The 14,126-nt window shown below is 54.4% G+C and carries 16 protein-coding genes; 5 read left to right on the top strand and 11 right to left on the bottom strand.

Going from position 1 to position 14,126, the window contains the following annotated elements; genetic code table 11:
• Window positions 1-8: 8 nt before the first annotated feature.
• A complete protein-coding gene (gene trmFO / locus ABJL60_RS05825) occupies window positions 9-1,364 on the bottom strand; it encodes a methylenetetrahydrofolate--tRNA-(uracil(54)-C(5))-methyltransferase (FADH(2)-oxidizing) TrmFO (RefSeq protein WP_348375294.1) in 1,356 nt (451 codons plus the stop codon).
• 331 nt (window positions 1,365-1,695) lie between these two features.
• Window positions 1,696-2,481, bottom strand: a complete 786-nt coding sequence (locus ABJL60_RS05820) for an enoyl-CoA hydratase (protein WP_348375293.1) — start codon at window positions 2,479-2,481, stop codon at window positions 1,696-1,698.
• A 59-nt stretch (window positions 2,482-2,540) separates the two neighbouring features.
• Here ABJL60_RS05820 and ABJL60_RS05815 point away from each other — a divergent pair, with 59 nt between their 5' ends.
• A complete protein-coding gene (locus tag ABJL60_RS05815) occupies window positions 2,541-2,963 on the top strand; it encodes a PaaI family thioesterase (RefSeq protein ID WP_348375291.1) in 423 nt (140 codons plus the stop codon).
• Window positions 2,964-3,091: 128 nt separating this feature from the next.
• Here the strand turns inward: ABJL60_RS05815 and ABJL60_RS05810 are convergent, their stop codons facing one another.
• On the bottom strand, window positions 3,092-3,325 hold the full coding sequence (locus ABJL60_RS05810) for a DUF1127 domain-containing protein (RefSeq protein ID WP_348285959.1): 234 nt from the start codon (window positions 3,323-3,325) through the stop codon (window positions 3,092-3,094).
• A gap of 91 nt (window positions 3,326-3,416) precedes the next feature.
• Here ABJL60_RS05810 and ABJL60_RS05805 point away from each other — a divergent pair, with 91 nt between their 5' ends.
• The gene (locus tag ABJL60_RS05805) at window positions 3,417-4,850 is read left to right on the top strand and encodes a PLP-dependent aminotransferase family protein (RefSeq protein WP_348375289.1); all 1,434 of its coding nucleotides are present in this window, start codon (window positions 3,417-3,419) and stop codon (window positions 4,848-4,850) included.
• Window positions 4,851-4,916: 66 nt separating this feature from the next.
• Here ABJL60_RS05805 and ABJL60_RS05800 read toward each other — a convergent pair whose 3' ends face one another.
• Window positions 4,917-5,966 (bottom strand): hypothetical protein, encoded by a 1,050-nt coding sequence (locus ABJL60_RS05800; protein WP_348375287.1) that lies wholly within the window; start codon window positions 5,964-5,966, stop codon window positions 4,917-4,919.
• Complete coding sequence (locus ABJL60_RS05795) at window positions 5,966-6,277, bottom strand: hypothetical protein (RefSeq protein WP_348285962.1); 312 nt, start codon at window positions 6,275-6,277, stop codon at window positions 5,966-5,968. The genes ABJL60_RS05800 and ABJL60_RS05795 overlap by 1 nt, the downstream gene beginning before the upstream one ends.
• 266 nt (window positions 6,278-6,543) lie before the next feature.
• On the opposite strand from ABJL60_RS05795, the gene rplM reads away from it, so the two are divergent.
• The 3 genes from rplM (at window position 6,544) to ABJL60_RS05780 (ending at window position 8,588) form a co-directional block, all read left to right on the top strand.
• A complete protein-coding gene (gene rplM, locus ABJL60_RS05790) occupies window positions 6,544-7,005 on the top strand; it encodes a 50S ribosomal protein L13 (RefSeq protein WP_108828401.1) in 462 nt (153 codons plus the stop codon).
• A gap of 2 nt (window positions 7,006-7,007) precedes the next feature.
• Window positions 7,008-7,496 carry a 30S ribosomal protein S9 gene (gene rpsI, locus ABJL60_RS05785; protein ID WP_348285963.1) on the top strand — a complete coding sequence of 163 codons (489 nt, stop codon included), beginning with the start codon at window positions 7,008-7,010 and terminating at the stop codon, window positions 7,494-7,496.
• A gap of 96 nt (window positions 7,497-7,592) precedes the next feature.
• Window positions 7,593-8,588 (top strand): LLM class flavin-dependent oxidoreductase, encoded by a 996-nt coding sequence (locus ABJL60_RS05780; protein ID WP_348375285.1) that lies wholly within the window; start codon window positions 7,593-7,595, stop codon window positions 8,586-8,588.
• A 106-nt stretch (window positions 8,589-8,694) separates the two neighbouring features.
• On the opposite strand, the gene ABJL60_RS05775 is transcribed toward ABJL60_RS05780, so the two are convergent.
• From ABJL60_RS05775 to ABJL60_RS05750, 6 genes are all read right to left on the bottom strand, one after another.
• Entirely contained in the window at window positions 8,695-9,312 is a 618-nt protein-coding gene (locus ABJL60_RS05775) for a TetR/AcrR family transcriptional regulator (RefSeq protein ID WP_348375283.1), read from the bottom strand.
• The gene (gene ppk2, locus ABJL60_RS05770; protein ID WP_348375281.1) at window positions 9,305-10,174 is read right to left on the bottom strand and encodes a polyphosphate kinase 2; all 870 of its coding nucleotides are present in this window, start codon (window positions 10,172-10,174) and stop codon (window positions 9,305-9,307) included. The genes ABJL60_RS05775 and ppk2 overlap by 8 nt, the downstream gene beginning before the upstream one ends.
• Window positions 10,175-10,233: 59 nt before the next feature.
• Entirely contained in the window at window positions 10,234-11,199 is a 966-nt protein-coding gene (locus tag ABJL60_RS05765; RefSeq protein WP_348375279.1) for an alpha/beta hydrolase, read from the bottom strand.
• Window positions 11,192-12,109: a homoserine O-succinyltransferase gene (metA, locus tag ABJL60_RS05760; protein WP_348285968.1), complete on the bottom strand. Its 918-nt coding sequence runs from the start codon at window positions 12,107-12,109 to the stop codon at window positions 11,192-11,194. The genes ABJL60_RS05765 and metA overlap by 8 nt, the downstream gene beginning before the upstream one ends.
• Before the next feature lie 133 nt (window positions 12,110-12,242).
• Window positions 12,243-13,100 (bottom strand): ATPase, encoded by an 858-nt coding sequence (locus ABJL60_RS05755; RefSeq protein WP_348375277.1) that lies wholly within the window; start codon window positions 13,098-13,100, stop codon window positions 12,243-12,245.
• A 56-nt stretch (window positions 13,101-13,156) separates the two neighbouring features.
• A complete protein-coding gene (locus tag ABJL60_RS05750; protein ID WP_348375275.1) occupies window positions 13,157-14,083 on the bottom strand; it encodes a DMT family transporter in 927 nt (308 codons plus the stop codon).
• Window positions 14,084-14,126 lie beyond the last annotated feature (43 nt).

Genomic DNA, 14,126 nt, shown 5'->3' with positions numbered 1-14,126 from the left:
GGATCAGATTACGCAGCGTCCAGTGTGGATGTGCCCAACCATGTGGTCCAATCTGCTTTTGCACGGTCGGTGTAGGCTTTGTACCGGTCTTTCCGGCCCCGTCGCCCGCTTTTCAGACCCTCTACCAAAGGGAACAGTCCGAAATTGACGTTCATAGGCTGAAAGGTCTTCGCTTCTGCTCCGCCAGTGATATGTGTGATCAAGGCCCCCATGGCCGTGGTGTTCGGTGGGGCCGAAATTGATCCCCCAAGGATTTCAGTGGCAGCCATGCGACCGGCGAGCAAACCCATAGCGGCGCTTTCGACATAACCTTCCACACCGGTGATTTGCCCCGCAAACCGCAAATGCGGGGTAGACCGCAGTCGCATTTGGTCATCGAGCAGTGTTGGCGAATTCATAAAGGTGTTTCGGTGAATGCCACCCAATCGGGCAAAGCTTGCATTTTCAAGTCCGGGAATACGTTTAAAAACATCGGTTTGGGCGCCGTACTTCATCTTGGTTTGGAAGCCTACGATGTTGTACAATGTGCCAAGCTTGTTGTCGCGACGCAGTTGAACCACGGCATAAGGTTTGTTTTCGGGATCATGGATATTGGTCAGGCCAACTGGCTTCATCGGCCCGAACCGCAGGGTTTCACGGCCACGTTCTGCCATGACTTCAATCGGCAAGCAGCCGTCAAAGTATCCAGCAGTTTCACCTTCTTTGAATTCGGTCTTGTCGGCCTCCATCAAGGCATCGATGAACCCTTCGTATTGGTCTTTGGTCATCGGACAATTCAGGTAGGCCGTGCGTTCTTCTTCGGTTTCACCTTTATCATAGCGCGATTGCATCCACGCTTTGGACATGTCGATGCTGTCGAAGTACACGATGGGGGCGATGGCGTCGAAAAAGGCCAACGCATCGACGTCAGTGGCTTTTGCAATGGATTTTGCCAAATCAGAAGACGTCAGCGGGCCAGTGGCCACGATCCAATGTCCCTCGGACGGCAAGTCTTTGATTTCGTCGTAGTCCACCGAAATGTTGGGGTGTGCCGTTAAGGCATCGGTAACCGATTGGGCAAAGTTGTCGCGATCGACGGCCAAAGCACCACCTGCAGGCAGTTTGTGCGCATCGGCTGTTTGCATAATCAACCCGCCAGCCTGGCGCATTTCCCAATGCAGCAAGCCAACAGCGTTTTGTTCATCGTCGTCAGACCGGAAAGAGTTCGAACAAACCATTTCCCCAAGCAAACCGGTTTGGTGCGCAAAGGTTTCAACCTTTGGCCGCATTTCGTGAATCACAACTTGCACGCCCATATTGGCGGCTTGCCATGCTGCTTCTGATCCGGCCATTCCGCCGCCGATAATATGAAGAACCTGTGTCATGGCGGTGATGTAGGGCAGGGGTGGGGATAGCGCAACTGAAACACGCGCAGAGTGCTTACAATTCAGTTGCGGCGGATTGTCTGCTGGGGGTATTTTTGGGGTCGCCGCTGCGGGGATTGGTCAGTTCGTGAGAGCGAACTTGGAGGGACCTTCCGCCCACGGCGACCCAAAAAGATGTGCCTTTCAGGCGCAGCATGTCTGCTGCTGTCTTATTTGTGCCTTATTCGCGCCCGATTTGCTACCATATTTTTGCAAACAATCGGTGCCAATTTCGGAAACAATGATTAACTTCACATTTTTCCACTAAAAATCAGCAACTTACAGAATGCGTTTATTGCGTCCAGGTTGGATCACGCTTGTCCAAAAATGCCGCAATTCCTTCTTCGGTGTCCCGGTGCAGCATATTTTCGACCATGACATTGCCTGTGTGGGCGTAAGCCTCGGCAACGGGCAATTGCAATTGTTCGTAAAAGGCCTGCTTTCCGATTTTGACAGCCACGCCCAGTTTCGACGCGACAAGTTCTGCCAATGCGGTTGTTTCGGCCTCTAGCCTGTCGGCTGGAACGACCCGATTGATCAAACCCAAGGTTTCCGCGCGCTCTGCTTCGATAAATGTCCCTGTGGTAAGCATCTCGAACGCTTGTTTGCGCGGAATGTTACGTGACAAGGCAACCATGGGGGTCGAGCAAAACAGACCGATGTTCACACCATTAACGCCAAAGCGCGTGCCTTGTGCCGCAACTGCCATGTCGCACGTTGCAACCAACTGGCATCCCGCAGCGGTTGCGATGCCATGCACCTGCGCAATAACCGGTTGGGGCAGGGATTGCACACGCGCCATCATTGCGGCGCACCGGTCAAACAGGTCTTTGAAATAGGCTTTGCCACCATCTGCATTCTGGCGCCCTTGTGTCATTTGCTTCAGGTCATGGCCTGCGCAGAATGCCTTGCCGGTACCGGACAAAACAACAGCCCGCACTGACGCGTCATCGGCAATATCGTCCAGACTTGTGTGCAAAGCGTCCAGCATCTCGTCAGACAACGCGTTCAGCCGATCTGGTGCGTTCATGACCAATGCTGCGACACCGTTTGTGTCCTTACGTTCCAAAATTCCCATCTTGCCCTCCCCGCAATTTGGTTGAAACGTTAGGGCAAGAATTTTGGAAGGGAAAGCAAATGTCTGTAAAAATGAATGAAGACGCTTTGATGATCTTCATGCGCGAGGTGTTTCACCAGCGTGCAGAGGACTTTGACGTCGACCATGTGGCCGAGAACGAGATTACGATGCGGTTGTTCAATGATGACAAACATTTGCGTCCCGGTGGTACGGTATCGGGGCCTTCCATGTTCGCACTGGCCGATGTGGCGGCCTATCTGGTCACGCTTGCCATGATCGGACCCAAAGCTTTGGCCGTTACCACAAGCTGTTCTATCGATTTTATGCGTAAACCCGCGGCAAATGTCGATTTGATTGCCAAGGCGCGATTGTTAAAACTTGGCAAACAACTGTCCGTCAGTGATGTGATGCTTTATTCGGAAGGGTCGGACAAACCGGTGGCCCGCGCCAGCCTCACATACGCCATTCCACCCAGCACATAAGGTCCGGCTTCATCTCGCCAGATAAACTTCCCCCGGAGGGTCCCCAAGGTGCCAACGATCTGAACCAAAAAGGCCGCCGAAACATGTTCGGCGGCAAGGGAAGAGGTCTGGCAATTGCCACGGGGATGTCAAGCTTGCCAGAACACCTTTGCAGACTCATCCAAGGCCTGATCCGGTGTCAGTCCCACGTCGCGCAATTGATGGCGGGTCAGTTGGCACAAAGCCAATCGTGTGCGACGACGTGTTGTCCACTTTGACACAATGACCGCAAACTCGACCGCCCAAACCGATACAATCGGCAAGGCTTTGCTTTCGCGCAGGTAATTCAGTGCGTCGAGGTCGGTTTTGATCGTCAGTGTCATGGGAATCTCCTAATTGTATTGACACAATTTGACATCTCTGTCATGATTATTGATACGCAAGGTGATACAAAGAATCTATGGAAACATTGTAATGGATACAATTTGGCAGCCAGAGCTCGAAATCGGGGCAGGTCCCAAGTACAAAGCTGTGGCCAAGGCCATCCGTGATGGTGTTGCCACAGGTGATCTGAACGAAGGGACCAAACTGCCTCCGGTACGGGACCTTGCATGGAAGTTGGGCATCACTCCGGGCACTGTTGCGCGTGCCTATACCATTTTGACCGACGAAGGGATGCTAACGGCCGAAGTGGGCCGTGGTACATTTGTGGCCAAAGCCCGCCGCGACCCGATGCACCCGTGCGGACAAGATGGGGGACTGGACATGCCCCTCGAAGTTGACAGCGCCCTTCATAATTCCGAAGCGCAGACATGGCAGGTCAATCTGATTTCGCCGCATCTTCCAAGTGTCGGACAAGCGCCCCTGATCCGCAATCTTCTGGCCGACATCGCCTATGATCCACCATCCGGTGTCATGCATTATCCCACACGGCACAGCAGTTTACCGGCCCGCAAAGCTGCGGCGCAATGGATTGCATCCCCTCCCTTGGGGGCTGTAACTGCAGAGGATGTGGTTCTGGCACATGGCGGCCAGAATGCGATTTTACTGGTGTTTCAAACTCTTTTATCAGGGCGCAAGCCGGTCATTTTGGTAGAAGAACTGTCCTATCCGGGCTTTCGCCGCGCTGCTGAATTGCTGCGGGCCCATGTGGTGCCCGTTGCGATGGACGAATACGGGTTGATCCCTGACGCTTTGGACGCGGCGGCAAAAGCACATGGGGCGCAAATTGTGTGTACCTCTCCCGAGGTGCACAATCCCACTTGCGGGTTTTGCCCCGAAGACCGCCGCCGTGCGCTTGTGGATGTGGCACGCAAACACGATCTGCAGATTATGGAAGACGATTGTTACCGCATGGGCACTGCGCGCGCACCCTCTTACCGCGTTCTGGCGCCCGAGCGCAGTTGGTATGTCACCTCTATCTCTAAAACCCTGACGCCTGCCTTGCGCATCGGCTTGGCTGTGGCCCCCGAAGGACAATCTGCCAGACTGCGCCGTGCCTCTGAACATTCGTTCTTTGGGCTTGCCACCCCGATGATGGATTTATGTGCCAAATTGCTGACCCACAAATCGCTGGATGCTTTGGTCACTCAGGTGCGCAAAACCAACAACAGTTACGTGCAAGCGGCTGTGAATATTCTGGGCGGATTTGACTTGAAATGGCAACAGGATGTGCCGTTTTTATGGCTGTATCTGCCTGAAGGGTGGCGGGCCGGGGCCTTTGCCCAAGCGGCCGAGGCACAGGGTGTGCGTATTCGCATTGCCGAAGAATATGCGTGCCGCGACGCGCGAGCGCCGCATGCCATTCGGTTTGCGATCAATGCCGGTGTGACGCTGGAAAGCTTCGAGGCCGCAATTGGCCGTTTGCGTGATCTTCTGGACAATCCCCAAGATCAAATCGGGGTCTGAAACGCTCTAAAGGATGCCTGCGGCACCCGACTAGCACTAAAGGATGCCTGCGGCACCGGACTGACACTAAAGGATGCCTGCGACACCCCATGCCAAACCGAACGCAATTGTGCCCGCCGAAATGGCGGCAGAGTAGGCGGCGACTTTTAACTTGGAAAAAGGGCGTTCCCCAAAAGTGCGCCCGTCAATGCCGGACACCACAACTTTGTACGGTTTAGACCTGTAGTTATAGTGCAAGATCCAGACCGGCAGCAAAATACGCCGGTAATGGATGCCCGACGAGTCTGTTTGATAGATGATGTTGTGCACGCCCGACTTGTTGATATGGCCGCGAATGCGATTGCGGATCAGCCAGCGTTTGTCATCTGCGTTGCTGTCCAACCCTTCTTGCACCGACTGGTGATGCCGTTCGGCGGCAAACCCCGCCAGAAAACCGGCGTCGTAGGGGCGCAAATCCGATGGTGTAAAGTCGTGCAAAATTCCGTCGCGGATCAACGGGGTCACATGTGGTGACGCAGGCATGAGCAAATCGTTGAAACGGATATGCATTGCCCCTTTGATTTTGCGTGTGCGCCGGTTGTCGCCGCTGCCTGTGGTTTGCTTGGCCCAATAGTTCACGGCCTCTTCGCTGTCGAAGGTCCAGAATGGCACGTAAAGGCCCGCAACGCGGCCTTTGCTGACGGTGCCTGACAGATCACTCGGAGCGGCTTTGCGACCTGCCACCCAGGCCAAAGCCTGACGTTGTGCAAAATCTGCGTCCGCCTGAAACGGGATCAGCGCCTTGGTGCGATATCCAATGTCCTGTCGACCCAAAACCACGGCCCCGTCACAATAGGGGCAGCGTTCCGACAGGTTCTCAGCCGTGAAAATGACAGTGCCACCACAGGTTTGACATTGATGGGCGCGTTCCTTGGTGACTTGCGGCTTGTCGCTTTCGGGTGCGTTGGGGTCGAAGGGGAACTCTCCGGATGCGTCTGTGTCATTTTCAGGGTCCAGAACGGGATGAGGCGTGCCACAGCTCAGACAGGTCAACGCCTGCTCGGTCGGTGAAAACAGGCACTGCCCGGCACAGTTGGGACATTGCAGGGATGTTTGGTCGGCTTGCAGGGTCTCCATCAGTCGTCCGCCAAAGCTGCAGCGATTTCCAACAAAATTCGCAACCTAAGCCAGGACCGTTCAATCGCGCCGTCCAGATCGCCCGTGGCCCCCCAATCGCCGATGATTGTTGCAAAGAACCACGTGGTCATGAGCCAAAAGGCAATGACTGACCAGCCGCTGAGGGTGCGCAGAAACCCGGCAGATCCTTGTTTCAGCTCGTGTTTTGCTTCGCGCACTTTGATCAGTTTGACGACAGGCCACATCCCGACAAAAGTGGACACTGCCAGCAAGACAAGGCCGGACAAGACTGGAGCGAAAAAGGATGTCATAGGAAAGGGGGCACCGCTAAGAAAGACCGACAGCAAACTTGGGCTATGATGCGAGGCACCGGATTGATTGCAAGCGGAAATTGCGTCACGAAGGGGAATGAAAAAACGACCTGAAATGGGCGTGATTGAATGGGGTATAATAATACCTTAATTTTAAGTAACTGTTTTTGCAGTAAAAAAGCCAGAACATTGCGCTTGAAACGATTGTTTGCCCCTTCTATAACCCACCAATCGAATTCAAAACCCAACCCATAGGGCTAACTCACATGAAAACTTTTTCTGCAACACCAGCAGACATCGACAAAAAGTGGATCATCATTGATGCTGAAGGCATCGTGCTGGGCCGTTTGGCGTCGATCGTTGCGATGCGCCTGCGCGGCAAGCACAAGCCATCTTTCACACCGCACATGGATATGGGCGACAATGTGATCATCATCAACGCTGAAAAAATCCAGATGACCGGCAAAAAGCGCGAAGAGCACTTTTACTGGCACACTGGCCACCCGGGCGGCATCAAGTCCCGCACGAAGGCGCAAATCCTTGAAGGTGCACACCCAGAGCGCGTCGTCACCCAAGCGGTCAAACGCATGTTGCCTGGCAACCGTCTGGCCCGCGTACAAATGACAAACCTGCGCGTTTATGCTGGTGGCGATCACCCGCATGAAGCTCAAAACCCTGAAGTTCTGGATGTTGCATCCATGAACAAGAAAAACACACGGAGCGCATGAGCATGTCTGACGAAATCAACACACTCGAAGACTTGCAAGCTGTTGCTGGCGAAGCCGCAATGCCTGCAGTTGAGCTGACACCGCGTGAACCCGTGCGTGACGAACTGGGCCGTTCCTATGCCACAGGCAAGCGTAAAGATGCTGTTGCCCGTGTCTGGATCAAACCAGGGTCCGGCAAAGTGACCGTGAACGGCAAAGAGCAAAACGCTTATTTTGCCCGTCCTGTTTTGCAGATGATCCTGGCGCAGCCATTTTCCATCGCAGGTGTCGTTGGCGAATTTGACGTTGTTGCAACGGTCAAAGGCGGCGGCTTGTCCGGTCAAGCCGGTGCGGTAAAGCACGGCATTTCCAAAGCATTGCAGCTGTATGATCCGTCGTTGCGCGGCGCATTGAAAGCGGCAGGCTTCCTGACACGCGACAGCCGCGTTGTTGAGCGTAAGAAATACGGTAAAGCCAAAGCGCGTAAGAGCTTCCAGTTCTCGAAGCGTTAAGTTTTACCTACATATTTTGGAAAAGGGCGTGGCATTTGCTGCGCCCTTTTTCTTTTGCCGTTTGATGCTTAGGTTGGCCCTAAAGGAGCCTTGTCTGTGAAGTATTCTGTTCTTGATCTTGCCCCTGTGCCCGAAGGTTTCGATGCGGTGCAAGCGATGCGCAATACGACGGACCTTGCGCAACGCGCCGAGGCCTTGGGGTATCACCGGTATTGGATGGCCGAACACCACAACATGCCGGGCATCGCATCTGCGGCAACGTCTGTTTTGATAGGGCACGTGGCCGCGCACACAAAAACCATGCGCATTGGGGCAGGTGGCATTATGCTGCCCAACCATGCCCCATTGGCGATTGCGGAACAGTTTGGCACTTTGGCGACGCTTTATGGTGACCGAATTGATCTGGGTTTGGGCCGCGCTCCGGGTGGGGATCAAGCCGTCTACATGGCGCTGCGCCGGGCAGGAGGGGACAATTTTCCAGCAGATGTGACCGAGTTACTGCGCTATTTGGGCGATCCGGTTGAAGGGGTCGCTGTGCGTGCTTTGCCCGGCGAAGGGACCCATGTCCCGTTGTGGATATTGGGATCATCGTTGTATGGGGCGCAATTGGCGGCACACATGGGATTACCGTATGCCTTTGCATCCCACTTTGCCCCAGCCGCTTTGGAAGAGGCCGCCGATATCTATCGCCGCGATTTCAAGCCATCGGTGCATCAAGATGCACCTTACTTTATGTTGGCGGCCAATGTTTTTGCGGCAGATACTGATGCTGAAGGCGCATATTTGCGCACCTCTATGCAACAAGCTTTTGCGCGCATGCACACAGGGACCCGTGGGAAACTGCCGCGACCCGTAGAAGATATTGATGCAGAGATCGGGCCTGCAATGCGGCGGGGCGTTGACCAGATGCTTACGATTTCTGCAACCGGCAGCCTGTCGACAGTGAAAACAGAGTTATCGGCGCTGATTTCACAGTACCAACCAGACGAGATGATTTTGACTGGGCAAATCCATGACCATAGCGCGCGGGTTCGGTCATTTGAGATTGCCGCAGACGCTTTGCAGGCTATTGGCGCAAAATTTGCAGCTTAGCCGCATAGACGTTCGCAAAATTCATGACTTTTCAAATAGGGGGCCAGCCCCCACGCCTATCGGCGTCCCCCCGGGATATTTCTGGCGAAAAGAATACGCAGTGTCTTTATTCGTCAGGCTGAATTAACCCCAATCCGCGCAGATAAATACCGATACCGGTCTCGAGCAAGTCCTCGGGCGGGAAGGGGCTGGCGCGCCCGGGTGAGTTCCGTGCAAAGAGTTCCACTACACCGTGGCTCATGGCCCAGATGTGGGCGCTGAACATCGACGCAGGTGGGCGTTTGTCTTCGGGGATGTGTTTGCTAAGGTCGGTGGCCGCTTTTTCCAACACACCGTTTGCGCGGCTTGCTACAGCCGCCAAATCTGGCGTGCGATTTACTGAAATTCCACTTTCGAACATTGCGATGTAGTGGCCGGGGTACTTACGTGCAAAAGCCAGATAAGCACGTCCTGTTGCCTCAAAGGCTGCCAGATCCGACGGTTGGCCGGACTGGTATGCAAATTCCATCAAATCGGCAAAGATCTCATACCCTTGGCGCGCAGCTTCGGCGATCAGGTCTTCGCGCCCTTCAAAGTGGCGGTACACGGCCGCTGGCGTTACCCCAGCTTGCTTTGCTGCTTCTGACAAAGTGAAACCTTGCGGGCCTTTGACCTCAATCAATTCAAGTGAGGCATTGATCAGGGCCTGCCGCAAGTTACCGTGGTGATAGCCGCGTTTAGGCATTCCAGATGTCCGGTCCGTCAAGCACTTGTCGGTCAATCTTGCCGATATTGTGGACGTCTTTGCCTGTGTAGCTCAATTCGTTCAGTACCGATCTTATGGCGTTCAGGCGCGCCCGCTTTTTGTCGTCGCTGCGCACAACAGTCCACGGCGCGTGGTGTGTGTGGGTTTTTTGGAAAGTCTCTGCGATGGCTTTGGTGTACTCTTCCCATTTACCAAGCCCTTCCACATCGATCCAGCTGAGCTTCCATTGCTTTAAAGGGTCGCTTTCACGTTTCAACATACGCCGTAATTGCTCTGCGCGCCCCACGTTCAGCCAGAATTTGAACAGTTTGACACCGTCTCCGGTGATCAACTTTTCAAAATCATTGACCTGTTTGAAAAAAGCTGTTCGTTGCCGGACCTCACAAAATCCAAACACATGTTCCACCACAGCGCGGTTGTACCAGCTGCGATCAAAAAACGTGATGCGCCCCCCGGACGGAAGATGTTGAATGTAGCGCTGGAAATACCATTGGCTGGATTCTGTGTCTGTGGGTTTGGACAACGCCACAACATTGGCAACGCGTGGGTTTAAGTTCGTCCGGAAACGGCTGATGGTTCCGCCTTTGCCCGCGGCATCACGCCCTTCGAATACGACAGCGATCCGTTGTCCGGTTTCATGCGCCCAAGCTTGCATCTTGACCAATTCAATCTGCAGCTTTTCCAGATCCTCTTCGTAGTGCTTCCGTTTCATCCGTTTCTGGTGGGGATAGTTCGGGTTCAGGATGTCGTCTTTATGTGCATTTTCAATCGCATCACGCACATTTTCAGGCACGGTGTCTTCGAAAAATTTGGTGATGGCCCCGTCAAATGGACGTGTCATGGTTGGCTCCTTTTGGGGGATGTGAGTGCGCTTTACATCACTATGCGGCAGCGCGTCGGTTAACGCAAACCTGCGCGTACCGCCGCACGTTCAATTGCTGCGATCACCTCTGGGTGACTGACATGTTGTGGCATGTGACCGATACCGGGCAACACGGTCAAACGCGCGGATGCCACTTCGGCCACCATCCGTTCAGAATGCACCGAAAGCCCCACGATTGTGTCGGCGTCGCCGTGCACAATTTCGATGGGAAGTGTCAGGTCTGGATATTTTGTGTGCAAAGCGCGGACTTCTTCGCGCAGGTCGTCGCGTTGCTGCGCATTTGCGATCAATGTGGCAGGGCGCAAAACCAACGGCACCCCGACAGCTTCGCCGTAGCCTTCGGGTGCATTTTGCGGCTCGAAAATGCTTTCGATGCTGGCTTTTACATAGTCTTGCGGCGCCCAGGCCGAAATCAGCCGTGCCACGATGGGCCCGAATACGGGATGCGCCAGCCGCGCCGAAAATGCGTCGCGTGGACCTTCCCAAGGATGGGTTGCACCGGCCATCAACATGGCAGCCGATATCGTATCTGGATGATTGACAGCCCAAGCCATCGTGACAGCCCCACCAAAGCTTTGGCCCGCAACAATGGGTGTTTCCACCCCGATGGCTGTGGCGGCGGCAGACAAAAGCCGTGCCTGATCAGAAATCGACACACCCTTTGGACCCAGCGCAGGCGTATGGCCCAATCCCGGACGATCAAATATGACCAAACGGTAGTCTGGCGCCAGTTGCGTTGCCAAAGAAAAGGTCATGTCGCGTGTGTTGCCGGAAGCGCCGTGGATCAATACCAGATCCGGCGCTGTTCCCGCTTTTTGGCCCATTTCGACATAATGCACCGGATGGCCGTCCACATCTACAAAGGCGCCAGGTGCTGGAAATTCACGGGCGGCCGTGCGCGCATTCTGCTGAACACGCCAAAGCGTCAAAACCGTAAACCCGATCAATATGACCGCGACACCAAATCCAAGAATCTTAACCACCGATTTTGTCCATTTCGAAGGGCGTGGATTGATAAATCTCATTCACCCAATTGCAGTACAAAAGATGTGCGTGGCTGCGCCATCTGTTCATAGGGGGCTGCGTAGGATCATCGTTTGGATAGTAGTTTTGGGGTATGTTGATGGGCGTGCCTTCCGCGACATCGCGGTCATATTCCTGCTTCAGCGTGTCGCTGTCGTATTCAAAGTGGTTGAAGATATACAGTGCACGATGTGCTGGATCTTCGACAAGGCAAGGGCCTACCTCGTCACTCCCTAACAAGGTGTGAAGGCCTTCGGCGGCCTCGATTTCGGATTGGCGCATCTCTGTCCAACGGCTGACAGGTATGACGCAATCATCTGAAAACCCACGCAGAAACGGCGATGCTGCATTGAGGTTCTTGTGTCTGAAACACCCGAACGCCTTGGCCTCAAGCATATGTTTCTCTACACCGTGGAAGTGATTGATCAGGGCCATTCCACCCCAGCACACGCCAAATGTGGAATGGACATTGGTTTGCGTCCAATCCATCACTTCGCGCAACTCGTCCCAGTAGTCCACGTTGTCAAACGCCAGATGTTCGATGGGGGCGCCAGTTATGATCAGCCCGTCAAACTTTTCACCTTTGACGTCGGAAAACGGGCGGTAAAAGCTTTCCATATGTTCTTCGGTGGTGTTGCGTGAATAGTGGTTGGTCATGCGGATCAGGCTAAGTTCGATCTGCAATGGCGTGGCCCCAATCAACCGTGCAAACTGGTTTTCCGTCTGAATTTTTTTCGGCATCAGATTGAGCAAAGCAATCCGCAAAGGCCGTATGTCCTGACGCGATGCTGCATCTTCATCCATAACCGACACACCTTCGCGTTTTAGCACAGCATAGGCAGGTAGGTCAGACGGCAGTTTGATCGGCATAGGTCGGGTCCTTTGGAGTTGAAGGCATCAGATAACCAGTGCAGCGGGGGATTTCCAGTGTGATGCCTACACAGTGGTGTGTGCAGCCCCGTCTAACATGACGCGGTGCACCGAAATCCGGGCCACCATCACATCACATCGCGTCGAGTGCAGCTTCTATCATCGCGTCAAAATCTTCTGCGGACTTCAGGGCGTAAACGTCATCGGCGGTGACTGTCACGCCCCAACGCGCCATAGCTTCATAGCGTGGCTGACGATGTGCCAAAGCACGCGCATAGGTCCATCGAATGAATGTGTCAGGATCAACGTCGTCCGCTGAGGCATTGTTTTCGTTTAAGTATTCGTCCCAGCACCGCGTTAAAAATGCCGGTTGATACGCCATTGGCTTGGGGGCTTTGTCGAACCTGCGCACAAGTTCTGCAGTGTGCGCGTCTGATCCTTTGAGCCAGATCGGCAGGCAGGTTGCGCTTAGCTCTTGCATCAAGGCGTCGCTGTCATCGTCTGCTTCGACCCATTCACAAATTGATCCGCCTGTGTCGCAGATAAAGTGGGGGTAGCCATACAGTCGCGCACCACGGTCCGCAAAATAGCCTGTGTCATTCAGCGCGTGAATTTCGGCAGTGCGGAATTGGTCCTGCCGGCGTTTGTATTCCTCAATGGCCAAGCCACCGCGCTGCGTGTCGCCGGGCTTGCCCAAATAGGTGGCCACGGGGCTAAGGTTCTCGAATGTGATGTTGGATCCGATGTAGATGCTGTCCGACATCAACAGATCACGCAAAAATGGAACCTTCATCGCCTCTGCTTTGGCGTTGTCCGCGATGTATTCACCCATGTACCGGGTGCCTATGCGGTAATCGATCGAATAATGAAACCACTGACCTGTGTCGCGCAAGATCGATGACATATGCGTTTTGCCAAGGCCGGACATGCCGTAAACCATCACCCGTTTATTTTTGGCGTCGCGCCACGCTTTTGCGTTTGGATAAAGCATCGTTGTGTCCCGCTGTGTTGGACCCGCTGTAGCAGGTCCGCTGTATTGGGAGTGTCCTAACGGGGCTGGGAGGATCGGTCAATTCGTAAGGCCCGCAGCACACGCCCATCCAGAATAAGCATACCCAACGCTAAAAATGCGAAACCCGCATAGGCATTTGCGCCAAGTTTTTCATCCAGAACAGTCGCACCAAAAATGATGGCGACAGGGGCCACCAACAAAGTCACAAGCATCAGGTTGCCGCTGCCGGCCATGCCTAGCACACGGTAGTAAAGCAGATACGCCCCAGCCGTGGCCACAATCGCGTAGTAACCAATGGCAAGCATCGTGCGCGGCGCAAGGTCCAGCGACATGGGACCTTCCATAACCCATGCCACAGGCACTATGATCAGGGCGGAACCGGTCAACATGCCTGCAGCGGCCACTTGGGGTGGTTGATTGCCCAGCATCTTGCGGGCCCAAACGCCCGCCAAAGCGTAGCAAATTGTGCCCGCGATAACAGCAAGTTGGGCGACACTGCGTAAATCCAGATTGCGCATATTCTCGAACCCGATTGCCATGGTCACACCCAGAAACCCCAATCCGACCCCGATGCCTTTGCGCGGCGTAATCCGTTCGTCGGCAAAGAAAATGGCAGCTGCGATCACGCCAAAGATCGCGGTAGAGGCGTTCAGAATAGAAGTCAGCCCGCTTTCGATGTGCAATTGCCCCCAGGCCATCAGGGTAAAGGGCAGGGCATTGTTCAAAAGCCCCATCACCAGAAAAGCAAACCAAGTCATAGGGTTGCGGGGCAGGGGCAGGCGCATCACAGCGACCACAGCCCACAACACAAGCATGGCCCAGAGTGTGCGGTGTGCCACGGACGTCAATGGCCCGACTTCATCCAAAGCGATGCGAATGGACAGAAAGGACGCACCCCAAATCAGTCCCAAAAGCAACAGCTCAGCCCACGCGCGGCCAGAGATGGTTTTTTGATCTATCATGGCGCGACCCTATGGGAGGGGCAGCACCATGACGACCCGTTTC

It is taken from the genome of Ascidiaceihabitans sp. (assembly GCF_039986515.1).
GTDB lineage: Bacteria > Pseudomonadota > Alphaproteobacteria > Rhodobacterales > Rhodobacteraceae > Ascidiaceihabitans.
The sequence above is the reverse complement of the archived record's forward strand: the minus strand, read 5'-3'. Positions and strand labels throughout refer to the sequence as shown.

Coding starts and splice junctions, on each gene's coding strand:
- trmFO (WP_348375294.1), bottom strand. CDS start 1,364: ATGACACAGGTTCTTCATATTATCGGCGGCGGAATGGCCGGATCAGAA.
- ABJL60_RS05820 (WP_348375293.1), bottom strand. CDS start 2,481: ATGGGAATTTTGGAACGTAAGGACACAAACGGTGTCGCAGCATTGGTC.
- ABJL60_RS05815 (WP_348375291.1), top strand. CDS start 2,541: ATGTCTGTAAAAATGAATGAAGACGCTTTGATGATCTTCATGCGCGAG.
- ABJL60_RS05810 (WP_348285959.1), bottom strand. CDS start 3,325: ATGACACTGACGATCAAAACCGACCTCGACGCACTGAATTACCTGCGC.
- ABJL60_RS05805 (WP_348375289.1), top strand. CDS start 3,417: ATGGATACAATTTGGCAGCCAGAGCTCGAAATCGGGGCAGGTCCCAAG.
- ABJL60_RS05800 (WP_348375287.1), bottom strand. CDS start 5,966: ATGGAGACCCTGCAAGCCGACCAAACATCCCTGCAATGTCCCAACTGT.
- ABJL60_RS05795 (WP_348285962.1), bottom strand. CDS start 6,277: ATGACATCCTTTTTCGCTCCAGTCTTGTCCGGCCTTGTCTTGCTGGCA.
- rplM (WP_108828401.1), top strand. CDS start 6,544: ATGAAAACTTTTTCTGCAACACCAGCAGACATCGACAAAAAGTGGATC.
- rpsI (WP_348285963.1), top strand. CDS start 7,008: ATGTCTGACGAAATCAACACACTCGAAGACTTGCAAGCTGTTGCTGGC.
- ABJL60_RS05775 (WP_348375283.1), bottom strand. CDS start 9,312: ATGCCTAAACGCGGCTATCACCACGGTAACTTGCGGCAGGCCCTGATC.
- ppk2 (WP_348375281.1), bottom strand. CDS start 10,174: ATGACACGTCCATTTGACGGGGCCATCACCAAATTTTTCGAAGACACC.
- metA (WP_348285968.1), bottom strand. CDS start 12,109: ATGCCGATCAAACTGCCGTCTGACCTACCTGCCTATGCTGTGCTAAAA.
- ABJL60_RS05755 (WP_348375277.1), bottom strand. CDS start 13,100: ATGCTTTATCCAAACGCAAAAGCGTGGCGCGACGCCAAAAATAAACGG.
- ABJL60_RS05750 (WP_348375275.1), bottom strand. CDS start 14,083: ATGATAGATCAAAAAACCATCTCTGGCCGCGCGTGGGCTGAGCTGTTG.